The following is a 15,177-nucleotide window of genomic DNA, read 5'->3' on the forward strand; positions in this document are numbered from 1 at the left end:
GGTATGGACCGGCGGATCGAGGCCTTGCGGGCGTTTCGGCGTCGCCACCGGCTGCGTTCGCTGGAGCAGGATGGTCGGGTCTGGCGTTACTACGCACTGGGCGAAGGACGGCGCACCCTCCTCTTCCTGCACGGCATGGCCGGCGCCGGCGACATCTGGTTCCAGCAGCTCGAGGCCTACGCGGAGCGCTGGCGGGTGGTGGCCCCCACCTACCCGGCGACCGGGTCGCTGGAGGGGCTGGCGGGCGGCGTTTGGGCGGTGCTCGACGCGGCGGGCGCGCCGAGCGCGGTGGTGGTCGGCACCTCGCTCGGCGGCCTGCTGGCCCAGTACCTGGCGGCCCGCCGCCCGGAGCGGGTGGAGCGGGCCGTCTTCGCCAACACCTTTCCACCGGGTCATCCCGAGATCCTGAAGGGCCGCCGCATGGCGGCGCTCGCCCGCTGGCTGCCCGAGCGGCTGGTGCTGGGGGCGATGCTGCACAACGCCCGGCGAAAGCTGGTGCCGGCTGCCGGCGGCGATGCGCTGCTCGCCTACTACCTGGAGGAACAGTACACCCGCCGGATGCGCAAGGCCGACGTCCTGGCCCGTTCGCGGGCCGTTTTCGAAACCTTCGCGCTCCCCGAGCCGCGCATGCCCCACGCCGTCTTCGAGGCCGCGAACGATCCGCTCATCCCGCCGCGGGCGCGCGCCGACCTGAAGGCGCGCTACCCGGAGGCCTTCGTGCGCGACCTTGGGGCCGTGGGCCACTTTCCCTACCTGAGCCATCCCGAGCGCTTCAACGCCGCGCTCGACGCGTTCTTGGAGTCGTGAAGCTGCCGCGTCTGGTGATCGCCGCGCCGTCGTCGGGTTCGGGAAAAACGACGGTGGCGGCGGTCTTGCTGGCGGCCTGGCGGGCGCGGGGCCGGGTCGTGCAGCCCTTCAAGGCGGGCCCCGACTACATCGATCCTACCCACCTGGGCCGGGCGGCGGGGCGGACGCCGCGCAACCTCGACGGCTGGTTCCTCGACCGGCCCGAGCTGCTCGAGGTCTTCCGGCGCGGATCGGCGGGTGCGGAGGGCGCGCTGGTGGAAGGGGTGATGGGGCTCTTCGACGGGCGCGACGCCCTGGGGCGCGAGGGCTCCACCGCCCAGGCGGCGCGCTGGCTGGACGCGCCGGTGGTGCTGGTGGTGGACGCGCGGGCGATGGCCGGCTCCATCGCCGCGCTGGTGCGGGGGTTTCGCGACCACGACCCGCGCCTGTGGCTGGCAGGGGTGGTGGCCAACCGGGTGGGCTCGGCGCGGCACGCGGAGATCCTGACCGAGGCGCTCGAGCCCGTGGGGGTGCCGCTGCTGGGCTACCTGCCGCGCGACCCCGCGTTCGCGCTGCCCGAGCGGCACCTGGGCCTGGTGCCGGCCGGCGAGCGTTCGCTCGAACCCGAAGCCTGGGCCCGGGCGGCGGGCACGCTCGACGTGGAGGCGCTGTGGCGGCTGGCGCAGGCGGCGCCGGCGCTCGAGCTTCCCCCGCATCGTTTGCCCGAAGGGCGCCGGCCCCTGCGGGCGCGGATCGCGGTGGCCCGGGACGCCGCCTTCAGCTTTTACTACCCCGAGGCGCTCGAGCTGCTCGAGCAGCTGGGCGCGGAGCTCGTGCCCTTCAGCCCGCTCGCGGACGAGGGGCCGCCCGAGGACGCGGGCGCGGTCTGGATCGGTGGGGGGTATCCCGAGCTCTACGCGCGCGAGCTGGCCGCGAACCGGGGCGCGCTGGCGGCGCTGCGCCGCTTCCCGGGGCCGGTCTACGCCGAGTGCGGCGGCCTGATGTACCTCTCCGAGGCCCTCGAGACCCCCGAGGGGCGCTATGCGATGGTCGGCCTGGTGCCCGGCGCGGCGCGCATGCAAAACCGCCCCACCCTGGGCTACCGTCACGTCGAGGCGCTGGCCGACGGTCCGGTGGCCCGGCGCGGCTGGCGCGCCAAGGGGCACGCCTTCCACTACTCCACCCGCCCCGCGGTGGAGCCCGCGGCCTGGCGGCGGGTGGACGGGACCGAGCGCGAGGGCTACTCGGACGGCCGGGTGCACGCCAGCTACACCCACCTCTACTTCCCGGCGGCGCCCGAGCTGGCCCGGCGCTTCGTCGAGGCGGCCGCCGCGCGCGCGGGGGTGTGAGTTGGCCGTCCTGCTCGCCGCCCTCCTCGACGCCGTCTTTCGCGAACCGCCCGCGCGGCTGCACCCGGTGGTGGGGATCGGGCGGCTGCTGGCGGGGCTCGAGTGCTTCTGGCGCGCGGGCGCGGGCGCGGGCGCGCTGGCCTGGCTCGCGGGGGCGGCGGCGGTGCTCGCGCTTTCCTCGCTGGCGTGGTGGGGTGTGAGCGCGCTCGAAGCGCCCGGCCGCGCGCTGCTGGCCGGCCTGCTGCTGTGGCCGGCCTTCTCGCTGCAGATGCTCACGGGCGAGGTGGCCGCGGTGGAGGCGGCGCTTTCGCGCGATCTGGACGAAGCCCGCGCGCGGCTTGCGCGGCTGGTGAGCCGCGACACTCGGGGACTCGATGCGGCCGGGGTGCGCATGGCGGCCTTGGAGACCCTGGCCGAGAACCTTTCCGACAGCTTGGTGGCTCCGCTCTTCTACTTCGTCCTCTTCGGCCTTCCGGGGGCCTGGCTCTACCGCTACGCCAACACCGCCGACGCGGTCTGGGGCTACCGCACGCCCCGCTACCGGCGCTGGGGGTGGCTGGCGGCCCGGGCCGACGACCTGCTGAACTGGATTCCCGCGCGCCTGACCGGCTTGCTGCTGGCCCCGCGGGGCCTCGCGGCGCTGCGCCGCGAGGCCGGCCGCACCCCCTCGCCCAACGCCGGCTGGCCGATGGGGGCGCTGGCCCTGGCGCTGGGGGTGCGGCTCGAGAAGCGGGGCGCCTACGTGCTCCACCCTTCCGGCCGCGCGCCCGAACCCGCCGACCTGCGGCGGGCGCTGGTGCGGGTGCGGCGGGTGGCGGTCGCGGTCTACGCGCTGGCCGCCCTGCTGAGCTGGGGGAGGTGGGGGCTGTGACCTTCCACGGCGGGCCCGACGGCGGCCCCGAGCCCCGCTACGACTTCTCCAGCAACGCCAACGCCCTGGGGCCGAACCCGGCGGTGCTGGCGGCGGTGCGCGCCGCCGACCTTTCCCGTTACCCCGACCCGCGTTACGGGGCGCTACGGGAGCACCTGGCGGCCCATCACCGCGTTCCTGCGGGAAGCGTGGTGGTGGGAGCGGGGGCAAGCGAGCTGATCCACCGCCTGGTGCGGCTGCGCCGCGGGCCGGTGCTGACGCTCGAGCCCACCTTCGGCGAGTACGCCCGCGCGGCCCGCGCGGCCGGGGTGCGGCACCGGACGGCGCGTTCGCCCGGGGAGTTTTTGGACCTGTTGGAGGGGGCGGCGGTGGCCTTTCTGGCCCAGCCAAACAACCCCACCGGCGAGCTCCACGACCGCGCCTTCGTGCGCGAGGCGGCGCGGCGGGCCGAGCGCTCGGGCGCTTGGCTGGTACTGGACCTGGCCTACGCCCCCCTCAGCGAGCGGCCGGTCGCGGCCGCGGCCGCGGCCTTCCGGCTCTTCGCACCCAACAAGGCCCACGGCCTCACCGGCGTGCGCGCCGGCTACCTGGTCGCCCCGGCGGCGGAGCCGGCGGCGCGGCTCGCGGAGGCGGCCCCCTCGTGGGTCATCGGCGCGGCCGAGGTCGCCTTCTTGCGCGCCCAGGCGGGGGTCGCGGCGCGCACCTGGCTGCGCGGCACCCTCCCCACCCTCTTCGCCTGGCGGTGCCGGCTGGCCGCCCTCCTGCGCGAACGCGGCTACGAGGTGCAGGAGGGCGCGGCCAACTTCGTCATGGCGCGGTTGGGCGAGGAAGCGGCCGCCTTCTTGCGCGCGCGTGGGCTGCGGGTACGTCCGCTCTTCGACAAGGGCCTGCCCGAATGGGCGCGGCTTTCGGCCCAGCCGCCGGCGGCGCTGGCGGCGCTCGCCGCCGCCCTGGAGGAGCGCGGATGAGCCGGGCGGTATCATCAGGACCAGGCATGGAGCCCCTGCACTTTTTGTTCATCGACGAAACCGGCGTGCTCAGCCGCGACCGGCGCCAGCCCTTCTTCGGTCTGGGGCTGTTGCGCACCGCCGACACCGCCGCGCTTTCGGCCGAGCTGCACGCGCTCCTGCAACAGGCGCGCGGCCGCGTGCACCCGCGCTTCGAGTTCAAGTTCGCCCGCATCGGGCGGAGGAGCGCCTGGGTCTACCGCGAGCTGGTGGACCTCTTCTTCGGCGTGCCGGGGCTCGGCTTCAAGGCCCAGGTGCTCGACAAACGCCAGCCCGGCTTCGACCCCGGACGCAACTACGGCGGCCTCTGGGAGGCGCAGATCGGCTACACCCGCCGGCTCGTGGACAGCGCCCTGGCCGACGGCGCCTACGGCGTGGTCATCGCCGACCACGTGACCAAGCCGCGCGAGTCGCAGCGCTACTTCGAGCGCGAGGTGCGCCGCCACCCGCGGGTGCTGAACGCTTTGATGCTCGATTCCAACGCCACCCTCTACGTGCAGCTGGCCGACGTGCTCTTGGGCCTCGTGGTCTACGACTGCAAGGTGCGCGCCGGCGCGGCCGCGCCCAACCCGGTCAAGCAGGAGATCGCCCGTTACCTGGCCGGGCGCGTGGGTGTGAGCGAGCTCTGCCGGCCTCACACCCGTCGTGAACCGCCTTACTTTGGCGTGCGCCTGGTGGCTCCGCCGGGAGGCAAGGAAGAATGAAGACCCTGTTCTTGATCCGCCACGGCGAGAACATCTGGAACCGCGAGCACCGGCTGGGCGGCTGGACCGACGTGCCGCTGACGCCGCTGGGGCGCGCGCAGGCCGCGGGGTTGCGGCCGCAACTGGCGGGCGAACGCTTCGACGCCGTCTGGGCGAGCGACTTGGTGCGGGCCTGGAAGACGGCCGAGCTGGCGGGCTTCGTGCCCGAAAGGGTGCCCGAGTTGCGCGAGATCCACTTCGGCCGGCTCGAGGGTCGGCGCTGGGAGAGCCTGGATCCGGCGACGCAGGAGGCGATGATGGGCTTCGAGCGCTTTCGCGCCCCCGGCGGCGAGGCGACGCTGGAGGTGCTCGAGCGGGTGACCGCCTTCGTGGACGCGCTGCCGGCGGGGCGGCACCTGATCTTCAGCCACGCCGGGGTGATGCGCGCGCTCTTGTGGCTCTCCGGGGACCTGCAGATCGTTCCCCACACCACGGTCTACGTCTACGAGTGGCCGGCCCGGCGTTTGGTGGAGGTATGGCGCGAAGACTAGCCCCGGTGCTGATGGTCCAGGGGGCCACCTCGGGTGCGGGGAAGAGCCTGCTGGTGACCGCGCTGGCGCGCTGGTTCGCCCGCCGGGGCGTGCGGACGGCCCCCTTCAAGGCGCAGAACATGTCGAACCACGCCCGCGTGGCCGCGGGCGGCGAGATGGGCAGCGCCCAGTACCTGCAGGCGCTGGCGGCCGGAGCGACGCCGGAGGTGCGGATGAACCCGGTGCTGCTCAAGCCCGAGGCCGAGACCCGTAGTCAGGTGGTGGTGCTGGGCCGGCACGACCCCGCGCTCTCGCGCACGTCCTGGAACGAGCGCAAGCCGCGGCTGTGGCCGGTGGTGCGGGAGAGCCTGCGGGCGCTGCGCGAAGAGTACGAGCTGGTGCTCGCCGAGGGGGCGGGCAGCCCCGCCGAGGTCAACCTGCGCGCCGGCGACCTCGTCAACATGGCCGTCGCCCGCGAGGCGGGCGCGGCGGTGCTGCTGGTGGCCGATATCGACCGCGGCGGCGCCTTCGCCCACCTCTGGGGCACCTGGAGCCTGCTCGCGGCCGAGGAGCGTGCGCTGGTGCGGGGCTTCGTGCTCAACAAGTTCCGCGGCGACGCCGCGCTGCTCGCGCCCGCGCCCGAGCAGCTCGAGCGCTGGACCGAGGTGCCCACGCTGGGGGTGCTACCCTACCTGCGCCACCGCCTCCCCGACGAGGACGCGCCGCTCTTGGGCACGGCCGCGGGGGGCGCGGGGCCGCGCGTCGCCATCGTCGCCTACCCCTACGCCTCGAACCTCGACGAGTTCTGGCCGCTTGCGGAGCTGGCCCGGGTGGAGCTGGTGCGCGAGCCGGCCGCGCTGGCGGAGGCCGAGCTGGTGATCCTGCCCGGCTCCAAGCACACCGCCGCCAGCGCCGAATGGCTGGCGTCGAGCGGGATGGCGCGGGCGCTGCGCGACTACGCGGCCTCGGGCCGACCGCTGCTGGGCGTCTGCGGCGGGCTGCAGCTTTTGGGCCGCGCGGTGCACGACCCCGAGGGGGTGGAGGGCGCGGCGCAGGGGCTCGGGCTCTTGGAGCTCGAGACGACGATGGACCCCGGCAAGACGGTGCGCCGCAGCCGCGGCCGTTTTGCGGAGCTGGAGGGCTACTGGGCGGCGCTCAGCGGCCTGGAGGCCTGGGGCTACGAGATCCACCACGGCAACAGCCGCGCCGGCGGCGGGACCCGCGAGGCGTTGGCCAGCGGGCTGGGCTTCGCCCGGGGCAACGTGCTGGGCGTCTACCTGCACGGCCTCTTCGAGGACCCGGCGGTGCAGCGGGCGCTCTTCGGCCGTGCGGCGGCGGGCCTGGAGCGCGAGTTCGACCGGCTGGCGGACGCGCTGGAGGAACATCTGGACATGGAGCGCATCGAAAATATGACGTTTTCGCACCGAAAGCCTGCGGGGCGCGCGGGGCCGGTCGCGCCCCCGGACCCGCCCCGGATTCCGCGCCTCGTCCTCTACCTGGGTGGGGCGCGGGCGGGAAAGAGCGCCGCGGCGCTGGCCCGGGCGCGGGCGCTGGGGGGCGGGGCGGTCAGCTTCGTCGCCACCGCCTCCCCCGGCGACGAGGAGATGGCGGCGCGGGCGGCGGCCCACCGGGCCGAGCGGCCCGCCGCCTGGGAGACGATCGAAGAACCCCGCGACGCGGCGGCGGCGCTGGGGCGCGCGAAACACGACGTCGTCGTGCTCGACTGCCTGACCCTGCTGGTCAGCAACCTGCTGCTAGAGGGCGGCGAGGCGGCGGTGCGAGAGGGCGTGGAAGCGCTGCTCGCCGCCTGGCGCGAAAGCGGCAGGACGCTCGTCGTCGTCAGCAACGAGGTGGGGATGGGCATCGTGCCGGAGAACGCCCTGGCCCGGCGCTACCGCGACCTGCTGGGCTGGGCCAACCGCACCGTGGCCGCGGCGGCGGACGAGGTGCGCCTAGTGGTGGCGGGGCGGGAGTTGCCGCTCGGGTAGGCTGGGGAGGATGCGCCTGCCCCGCGAGCTCGAGACCGAGCGGCTGCGCTTGCGCACCCCGCGAACGGACGACCAGGACTTCCTCGAGGGGTTGTTCTCCGATCCCGGCGTCGTGCGCTACCTCAGCTTCCGGCCCGTCGAGGAGCCCGAGCGCGTCCGGGCGATGCTGAGCAGTTTCATGGCCGCCTGGGCCCGTCACGGCGGCGACCTGTCGCTGGAAAAGCAGGGCTGCCTCTACGTGCTCGAGCGCCGCTCCGATCGGGCGCCGCTGGGCACGCTGGGCGTGCGCAAGGAGACCTACGGCTACGAGCTCAGCTACGCCCTGGCGCGCGCCGCCTGGGGCCGCGGCTACATGCCCGAGGCGGTGCGGGCCGTCAGCGGCTGGCTGCTCGAGAACGGCGCCTGGCGCGTCTTCGCCACCTGCCACGTGGACAACACCGGGTCGCAGCGCGTCCTCGAAAAAGCGGGGTTCGAGCGCGAAGGCCGCATGCGCCGCTACTTCACCTTCCCCAACCTGGGCCCAGAGCCGGCCGACGGCTACCTCTACGCAAAAGTAATCCCCGCGCGCCGTTCGTCGTGAAGCGGCGCGCGGGAGGACGCGGGCAGGCGCCGGCCGTTATTCCTTCTCTTCGACCAGGGCCTTCCACTCCAGGTAGACCTGTTGCGGCGTCAGCTTGAGGCCGCGCTCCTTGGCCACCTCCTCCGCGGTGTAGGGCTTGAAGTCCTTGGGCAGGTGCTCGGCGTTGCCCCAGGCGGTGAGGGTGTAGTTGAGGATGGCCGCGATCTCGGCGTCGCTGATCTGCGCGAGCGGCGGCATGAAGCCGTCGTAGGTGACCCCCATGGCGGTAATCTTCCCCTGGAGGCCGAAGAGCACCACGTGAATGAGGAACTTCCGCCCCTTTTCGCCCTTCTCGATGTACTCGTAGACCTCTCCGGCCAGCGGCGTGAAAACCCCCTTGACGCCTTCGCCGGTCACCTGGTGACAGGCGGCGCAGTAGGTGTCGTAGGCGGTTTTCCCGGCGTCGGAAGCCCACGCCAGGCCCAGACCGGCAACCAGTGCGATGACCAGCACCCCGTTCCTCATCATGTTGTCCTCCTATGAACAGATTCTCATACGGTGCCGGGACATGTGTCCCGGTTCCGGACGTTCGGCCCGCGGGGCCGCCCGCGCAGCGAAACGGCGGTCAACCCTTCAGGCTGCCCAGCGTCAGCCCGCGGATGAAGTACTTCTGCGCGGCCAGGAAGACGATGATGGGCGGGATCGTCGCCAGCGAGAGGCCGGCCATGAGCACCGTCCACTCGGTGGTGAACTGGGTGTTGAAGACCGCCAGGCCCACGGTGAGCGGGCGCATCTCGATGGAGTTGGTGGCGATCAGCGGCCAGAGGAAGGCGTTCCAGCCGCCCAGGAAGGTGAAGGTGCCCAGCGTGGCCAGCGCCGGGGCCGCGAGCGGCAGCGCGATCTTCCAGTAGATCTGCCAGGGGGTGGCCCCGTCGATGAGCGCGGCCTCCTCCAGCTCCCGGGGCAGCGAGATGAAGTTCTGGCGCATCAGGAAGATGGCGAAGGCGTCGAAGAGGCCCGGCAGGACGAGGGCGTAGTAGGTGTCGATCCAGCCGAGCCGGCTCATGATGATGAAGAGCGGGATGATCAGCACGTGGGCCGGGATCATCAACGTGATCAGCGAGAAGAGGAACATCACGTCCTTGCCCTTCCAGCTAAAGCGCGCGAAGGCGTAACCGGCGAGCGCGCCGCTGGTGAGGTTCAGGAAGGTGAGGCCCAGCGCCAGCACCAGCGAGTTGAAGTACCAGCGCGCGAAGGGTACCGCGGTGAGCACCCGCTGGTAGTTCTCCCAGTGCAGCTTCTCGGGCCAGAGCTGGATGGGCAGGTCGAAGAGCGATCCCGGCTCCTTGAAGCTCGTCGAGATCATCCACAGGAAGGGCACGAGCATGGTCAGGCCGCCCAGCAGCAGCACCACGAAGATGACGGCGTCGGTAATTCGTTGCCTTTGCTTACTCACACCTGACCTCCCGCACGCCCTTGGTGGAAGAACGCCTTTCTGAAAGGGTTTCGCTCCTTGCCCACCTTCTGCCTCCCACTCCCCACTTCCTGCCCTTCATGCCTCCTCCCAGACCCAGCGCTTGCGCAGCTGCCACTGCACCACGGTGAGGGCGAAGAGGAAGGCGAAGAGCAGCCAGGCGATCGCCGAGGCGTAGCCCATGTCGGGCGGGAAGATGCCGAAGGCCTTCTGGTAGAGGTAGAAGAGCAGCACGTTGGTGGCGTCGAGGGGCCCGCCGCCGGTCATCACGTAGATCAGCCCGAAGACCTGGAAGCCGCCGATCAGCGCCAGCAGGGTGTTGAGGAAGACGGTGGGCGAGAGCAGCGGCAGGGTGACGTTCCAGAACTGCTGCCAGGGGCCGGCGCCGTCGAGCGACGCGGCCTCGTAGTAGGTCTTGTCGATGTTCTGCAGGCCCGCCAGGAAGATGAGCATGCGGAAGCCGATCCCCGCCCAGACGGCGGCGAGGATGATGCCGGGCATGGCCCAGCGCTCGTCGGAGAGCCAGCCGGGGCCCTCGGTGGCCAGCCAGTGGACCGCCCCGGGGGCGGTGAGGCCGAAGAAACCGAAGAGGGCCTCGAGCTGCTGGCCAATCCAGCGCAGGAAGAGGTTGACCGGGCCCACGTAGGGGTTCAGCACCCAGCGCCACAACAGGCCCACGGCCACCACGCTGGTCACCGTGGGCAGCAGGTAGAGGGTGCGCACGATCTTGACCCCGGGAAAATCGCGGTTCAGCCCCAGGGCCACCAAGAGCGAGATGAAGATTTCCAGCGGCACCGCCACCAGCACGTAGTAGAGGGTGTTCCAGAAGGCCTTGTGGAGCACCGGGTCGCGCGCCATCTCGCGGTAGTTCTCGAGCCCCACCCAGCTGTCTGTGACGGCGCCGAGGTTGAGGGGGTCGAAGACGTCCCACTCGGTGAACGAGAGGACGAGCGAGATCAGGATCGGCCCGGCGTTGAAGGCGAAGAAGCCCACCAGGCTGGGCAGGATGAAGAGCCAGGGAAAGCGGCGGTAGCTGGACATTTCGAAAAAGGACTTCCCGTGTTGGAAAGGCCGCGGGGGCGCGCCCCCGCGGCCCGAAAAAGGTTACTTGCGCTTCGCGCGCTCGGCCTGAACTTCGTCGAGGATCTTCTGCACCGCCGGCGCGACCTTGTCGAGGGCGGTCTGCACGTCCTCCTTGCCTTCCCATACCGGTCCCAGCGCCTTGGAGATGAGGTTCAGCGCCTCGCTCCAGCGCTCGAAGGTCTCGGTGGGCACCGCGTCCTTGTTGACGGTGAGGAAGTACTGCTGGTGGCGCGGCGGCGGCGGCTGGAAGAAGGCCTTGAGGATGGCGTTCGTGGCCTGGGGGTTGTTGGGGTCGAAGCCGATCGCGGGGATGATCAGGCCGCCCTTGGTGAAGGCGAGGCTGCCTTCGGGCCCGGCCAGGAACTTGAGCACCTCCCAGGCGGCGTCGGGATTGCGGCTCTGCCGCGAGATGGCCCAGCCGGAGCCGTCGATGTCGACGATGCTCCCGGCCTTGCCGCGGGGGAAGGGGACGATGTCCCAGTCGAACTTGGCCTTCTTCTTGAGGCTGGGCACGCGCCAGCGGCCGTCGACGATCATGCCCGTCTTGCCGCCCAGGAAGAGGCTGTAGGCGCTGCGGTCGGCGGCCTCGGCGGGGGTGGGGGCGACGTGGTGCTTCCAGCGCAGGTCCACGTAGAACTGCAGACCCTCGACCGAGGCGGGGCTGTTGAGCAGGAACTTGGAGTGGTCGGGGCTGTACCAGCGGCCGCCGTTGGACCAGACCCAGGGCTCCCAGAAGAGGAAGTAGGTGTAGAAGCTCACGCCCCACTGGGTGCGCTTGCCGCCCTCTTCCTTGGTCAGCGCCTTCGCGTAGCGCAGGAAGTCGTCCCAGGTCCAGTCGGGGTCGGGGTCGGGCAGGCCCGCCTCGCGCAGCAGGTCGCGGTTGTAGTAGACGACCATGTTGGAGATGTCGCGCGGCAGGGCGTAGAGCTTGCCCTCGAAGCGGAAGGCATCGAGGATGCCTTTGTAGAAGATACCGGTGTCGTAGTTGTCCTTCTTGATGAAGGGCTCGAGCGGCCGGGCCACGCCCTTGGCCGCCAGGGCGGGGAAGTTGATGTTGTTGGTGAAGAAGAGGTCGGGCGCCTTGCCGGCGGCGAACATCGCGGTCAGCTTGGTCCAGTAGTCGCGCGAGGGGATGTGCAGCAGCTCGACCTTGATGTTCGGGTGCTCGGCCTCGAACTTCTTGAAGAGTTCCTTGTAGAGGGCGATCTCCGACTCGCCGCCCCACCCGGCCACGGTGACCTTGGTGGTCTTGGCTGCGCCCAGGCCCATCGTCAGCACGAGGGCCAGGGCTCCCAGTTTGAGGATCCAACGCTTCATAGTCTTACCTCCCGATTCCCGATCCGATGGGGAAGGGCCCCACCGGTACCGGTAGCCTGCCGCCGGGGACGAAGCTCCCGGACAGCGCTTCCAACGCGGCGCGCACCTGGGCCGCGCGGTAGCCGTAGGTGACCAGGTACCCCGCGGGCGCGGGGTCCAGGTAGGTGTAGTCGTCGGGGTTGCCCAGCGCGACGACGTAGACGGGTTTTCCGGTGTTCACCAGCGCTTCGTAGAGCCAGACCTGCTCCTCGGGCAGCCGGCCCAGCCAGTGGTAGGTGCCGAGGACGACGCGGTCGAACTTCTTCGCGCGCTCCACGGCCGTCGCGATGTCGTTTCCTGAAGGCGCCTCGCCCACGACCTGGTAGTGCGCCCCGGGCAGATACTTGGGGGCCAGCTCGGCCAGGCTGGGTTCGGCGCCCCAGGTGGCGCGCACCCGGGGGGCGATCACCAGCGTGCCCGCCCCGGGGACGGGCAGTTCGCCGGAAAGCCAGGTGACGCCGGCGCGCGCGGCCTTCAGGTTGAGCGCCTCGAGCGCCTTCCAGTCGGGCTCGGGGGCGGGCGGACGCAGCCGGCTCCGCGCCGCTTGCAGCCGGCGCTCGCTGGCCGCGGCACGCTGCGGCGTGATCCGGCCGCTCGCGAGCGCTTCTTCCAGGGCCGCGTAGACCGCCTCGGCGGTGCCGCCGCCGCGGCCCACCAGCACCAGGTCGGCTCCGGCCAGCACCGCCCGCACCGCGGCCTCGCCCGCGCCCCAGCGGCCCGAGATGGCGCGCATGCCCATGTCGTCGGTGACGATCAACCCGTCGTAGCCCATCTCCTCCCGCAGGAGGCCGGTGAGGATCTTGCGGGAGAGGGTGGCCGGGGCGTCGGGGTCGAGGGCGGGGTAGAGGATGTGGGCGGTCATGATGACGGGAACGCCGGCGCGCACGGCCGCCCGGAAGGGGGCGAGCTCCACCCGCTCGATCTCCGCGCGCGGCTTGTCCACGATCGGCAGCCCGGTGTGGGAGTCGGTGTGGGTGTCGCCGTGGCCGGGGAAGTGTTTGGCCGTCCAGAGCACCCCGGCCTCCTCGAGCCCCCGGGCGAAGGCCAGCCCGTGCCGGATCACCGCCTCGGGGTCGGCGCCGAAGCTGCGCAGACCGATGATCGGGTTCCTGGGGTTGACGTTGACGTCGAGCACCGGGGCCAGGTCCACGTTCGCGCCCAGGTAGGCGACCTCCTGGCCGATGGCGCGGCCGACCGCGCGGGTGAGCTCGGGGTCGTTCGCGGCCGCCAGGGCCATGGCCGCGGGGAAGCGGGGCACGCCGGGGGCGCGGTAGCTGAAGAAGGGGCCGCCCTCCTGATCGATGAGGACGAGCAGTTCGGGGTAGCGCCGGCGCAGCTCGCGCACGGTACCCACCGGATCGTCCGCCAGGTTCGAGGGGAAGAGGATCACCCCCGCGGGGCGGTAGCGTTCGATCAGCCCGGTGGGCGGCTCGGCGCCCCGGAAGGAGAGGACCATGAACTGCCCCGGGTGGGCGGCGAGGGCGAGCGAGAAGAGCATCAGCAGGGCGAGCAAGCGTCGGTTCACGACAGGGCCTCCCGCAGGTTGCCGCCCGCGGCCGCGAGGCGCCGGAGCGCGGCTTCGGGGTCGGGTTCGCGCTCGAGCAGCACGGCCAGGCGCACGTCGCCGCCGGCCCGTTCGAGCAGCGTACGGGCGCGGGCTTCGTCCACCCCGGCGATCTCGGTGACGATGCGCACCGCCCGCCGGACGAGCTTCTCGTTGGAGGCCTGGACGCCGACCATCAGGTTCGAGTAGACGCGTCCGAGACGGATCATCAGCAGCGTCGAGAAGAGGTTGAGCGCCACCTTCTGCGCGGTGCCCGCGGCCAGCCGCGTGGAGCCGGCGAGGACCTCGGGGCCGGTCTCGAGCAACACGCCCACCTCGGCCGCCTCGAGCAACGGCGTGCGCGGGTTGTTGGCGAGGCCCACGGTGAACGCACCCAGGCTGCGGGCGGTGCGCACCGCGGCGACGGTGAAGGGGGTGCGGCCGCTCGCGGCCACCCCCACGAGCACGTCCCCGGGCCCCAGCCCGGCTTCGCGCACCCGGCGCTCGGCCTCTTCGGCCACGTCCTCGGCGGCTTCGGCCGAGCGCACCAGCGCCCCCTCGCCGCCGGCGAGCAGGTAGCCCAGGCGCTCGTGGGGCCAGCCGAAGGTCGGCGGCAGCTCCACCGCGTCGAGCGCGGCCAGCCGCCCCGAGGTTCCGGCGCCGGTGTAGAGCAGCCGCCCGGAGCCCCGCCCCAGCCGCTCGGCCGCGCCCCGGGCGGCGCGCTCGAGCGCGGGCAGGGCCGGGCGCACCGCGGCCAGCGCGGCGAAGTTGCGTTCGAGCAGGGCCTCGAGCACCTCGGCGTCGGGCCAGGTGTCGAGGCCGCGGAAGCGCAGGGCGACGTCTTCGGTGGTCACGTGGGCCTCCAGGCGCCGGCGAGCGCGCCCGCCACGGCGCGGCGCAGTTCGGGCAGGGGGTTCTCGCGGTGGCGGCTGGGGTGGACGCGGTTGGTGAGCAGCGCCCAGGCGTAGCCGCGCTCTGGGTCGATCCAGACGCCGGTTCCGGTGAAGCCGGTGTGGCCGTAGGCCAAGGGGCTGGCCAGGCGGCCGCCGGACCAGCCGGGGTGACGGCGCGCCCAGCCGAGCAGGCGTTCTTCGCTGTGGGGTTCGACGGCGGCCGCGTGGGCCGAGGGGGAGAGCTCGGTTCCCGTGAGCCAGGCGTGGGCGCGGTCGAGCACCCCGTCCAGGGTGCCGAACAGCCCGGCGTGGCCCGCCGCGCCGCCCAGGGCGAAGGCGTTTTCGTCGTGGACCTCGCCCACCAGCACGCGCCCGCGCCAGGGGCAGCGCTCGGTGGCGACGCTGCGGTCGGGGTCGGGCGCGAAGGTGAGGCCTGCGGGCAGCTCGAAGTCTTTCAACTCGCGGCCGCGCAGCCGCTCCAGCAGGAGGCCGAGCAGCATGAAGCCGACGTCGGAGTAGACCGGTTCGCCCAGCCGCCAGCGCTCTTGCAGAAGCCGCGCCTTCAGGGTGGCCGCATCGCAGCCCCAGGTGTAGAGGGGGACCCAGGCGGGCAGGCCCGCCTGGTGGGCCAGCAACTGGCGGACGGTGATGCGCGCCAGCGCCGGGTCTTCCTGCAGCCAGCCGGCTTCGGGCAGGTGCTGCTTGAGGGGGTCGTCGAGGTCGAGCCGGCCTTCCTCCACCAGCTTCATAACCTCCGGCAGCGTGAAGAGCACCTTGGTGAGGCTGGCCAGGTCGAACCAGGCGTCCGCCTCGAGGGGGCGCGGCTCGGGCTCGATCTGGGCCCGGCCCAGGTGGACCGCTGCGCGGTCTCCGCTGGCCGACACCACGCCCAGCGCCGCCCCCGGCACCCCGCCCTTGGCGAGGGCCGCTTCCAGAATCGGTGCGGCTGCGGTAAGCATCCGTTCGAGGGTGGCTTGGTTCGGCGCGGCGTTCATCTTTGGGCGGAGTATACCGCGCGGGTAGGGGCGGGGCAAGGCGAATGGTATGCGAGTGGT

General features: G+C 72.4%; 15 protein-coding genes. 8 read left to right on the forward strand and 7 right to left on the reverse strand.

The window, feature by feature from the left end:
- Window positions 1-3: 3 nt before the first annotated feature.
- Genes OCEPR_RS01965 through OCEPR_RS12175 form a run of 8 tightly spaced genes read left to right on the forward strand, consistent with a single transcriptional unit; the run spans window position 4 to window position 7,794 of the window.
- Entirely contained in the window at window positions 4-807 is an 804-nt protein-coding gene (locus OCEPR_RS01965) for an alpha/beta fold hydrolase (protein WP_013457028.1), read from the forward strand.
- Window positions 804-2,135 (forward strand): cobyrinic acid a,c-diamide synthase CobB, encoded by a 1,332-nt coding sequence (locus tag OCEPR_RS01970; RefSeq protein WP_013457029.1) that lies wholly within the window; start codon window positions 804-806, stop codon window positions 2,133-2,135. The genes OCEPR_RS01965 and OCEPR_RS01970 overlap by 4 nt, the downstream gene beginning before the upstream one ends.
- A gap of 1 nt (window position 2,136) precedes the next feature.
- Window positions 2,137-3,006 carry an adenosylcobinamide-phosphate synthase CbiB gene (gene cbiB, locus OCEPR_RS01975; protein WP_013457030.1) on the forward strand — a complete coding sequence of 290 codons (870 nt, stop codon included), beginning with the start codon at window positions 2,137-2,139 and terminating at the stop codon, window positions 3,004-3,006.
- Complete coding sequence (locus OCEPR_RS01980; RefSeq protein ID WP_013457031.1) at window positions 3,003-3,974, forward strand: pyridoxal phosphate-dependent aminotransferase; 972 nt, start codon at window positions 3,003-3,005, stop codon at window positions 3,972-3,974. Before cbiB ends, OCEPR_RS01980 begins: the two co-directional genes overlap by 4 nt.
- Window positions 3,975-4,000: 26 nt before the next feature.
- Window positions 4,001-4,717 (forward strand): DUF3800 domain-containing protein, encoded by a 717-nt coding sequence (locus OCEPR_RS01985; RefSeq protein ID WP_013457032.1) that lies wholly within the window; start codon window positions 4,001-4,003, stop codon window positions 4,715-4,717.
- Window positions 4,714-5,247 carry a histidine phosphatase family protein gene (locus OCEPR_RS01990; protein WP_013457033.1) on the forward strand — a complete coding sequence of 178 codons (534 nt, stop codon included), beginning with the start codon at window positions 4,714-4,716 and terminating at the stop codon, window positions 5,245-5,247. The genes OCEPR_RS01985 and OCEPR_RS01990 overlap by 4 nt, the downstream gene beginning before the upstream one ends.
- Window positions 5,232-7,214 carry a cobyric acid synthase gene (locus tag OCEPR_RS01995; protein WP_013457034.1) on the forward strand — a complete coding sequence of 661 codons (1,983 nt, stop codon included), beginning with the start codon at window positions 5,232-5,234 and terminating at the stop codon, window positions 7,212-7,214. Before OCEPR_RS01990 ends, OCEPR_RS01995 begins: the two co-directional genes overlap by 16 nt.
- 10 nt (window positions 7,215-7,224) lie before the next feature.
- Complete coding sequence (locus OCEPR_RS12175) at window positions 7,225-7,794, forward strand: GNAT family N-acetyltransferase (RefSeq protein WP_013457035.1); 570 nt, start codon at window positions 7,225-7,227, stop codon at window positions 7,792-7,794.
- 36 nt (window positions 7,795-7,830) lie between these two features.
- On the opposite strand, the gene OCEPR_RS02005 is transcribed toward OCEPR_RS12175, so the two are convergent.
- The 7 genes from OCEPR_RS02005 to OCEPR_RS02035 all read right to left on the reverse strand — a co-directional run bounded on the left by OCEPR_RS02005 (window position 7,831) and on the right by OCEPR_RS02035 (window position 15,117).
- Complete coding sequence (locus tag OCEPR_RS02005; protein WP_013457036.1) at window positions 7,831-8,301, reverse strand: c-type cytochrome; 471 nt, start codon at window positions 8,299-8,301, stop codon at window positions 7,831-7,833.
- Window positions 8,302-8,398: 97 nt separating this feature from the next.
- Window positions 8,399-9,229 carry a carbohydrate ABC transporter permease gene (locus tag OCEPR_RS02010; RefSeq protein ID WP_013457037.1) on the reverse strand — a complete coding sequence of 277 codons (831 nt, stop codon included), beginning with the start codon at window positions 9,227-9,229 and terminating at the stop codon, window positions 8,399-8,401.
- A gap of 96 nt (window positions 9,230-9,325) precedes the next feature.
- Window positions 9,326-10,288, reverse strand: a complete 963-nt coding sequence (locus OCEPR_RS02015) for a carbohydrate ABC transporter permease (protein ID WP_013457038.1) — start codon at window positions 10,286-10,288, stop codon at window positions 9,326-9,328.
- A gap of 63 nt (window positions 10,289-10,351) precedes the next feature.
- Entirely contained in the window at window positions 10,352-11,647 is a 1,296-nt protein-coding gene (locus OCEPR_RS02020; RefSeq protein WP_013457039.1) for an ABC transporter substrate-binding protein, read from the reverse strand.
- 4 nt (window positions 11,648-11,651) lie between these two features.
- Window positions 11,652-13,211 (reverse strand): glycoside hydrolase family 3 protein, encoded by a 1,560-nt coding sequence (locus OCEPR_RS02025; RefSeq protein WP_013457040.1) that lies wholly within the window; start codon window positions 13,209-13,211, stop codon window positions 11,652-11,654.
- Complete coding sequence (locus OCEPR_RS02030) at window positions 13,208-14,083, reverse strand: N-acetylmuramic acid 6-phosphate etherase (protein WP_013457041.1); 876 nt, start codon at window positions 14,081-14,083, stop codon at window positions 13,208-13,210. The genes OCEPR_RS02025 and OCEPR_RS02030 overlap by 4 nt, the downstream gene beginning before the upstream one ends.
- Complete coding sequence (locus tag OCEPR_RS02035) at window positions 14,080-15,117, reverse strand: serine hydrolase domain-containing protein (protein WP_013457042.1); 1,038 nt, start codon at window positions 15,115-15,117, stop codon at window positions 14,080-14,082. The genes OCEPR_RS02030 and OCEPR_RS02035 overlap by 4 nt, the downstream gene beginning before the upstream one ends.
- Between the last annotated feature and the right edge of the window lie 60 nt (window positions 15,118-15,177).

This window comes from Oceanithermus profundus DSM 14977 (genome assembly GCF_000183745.1).
GTDB classification, from domain to species: Bacteria; Deinococcota; Deinococci; order Deinococcales; family Marinithermaceae; genus Oceanithermus; species Oceanithermus profundus.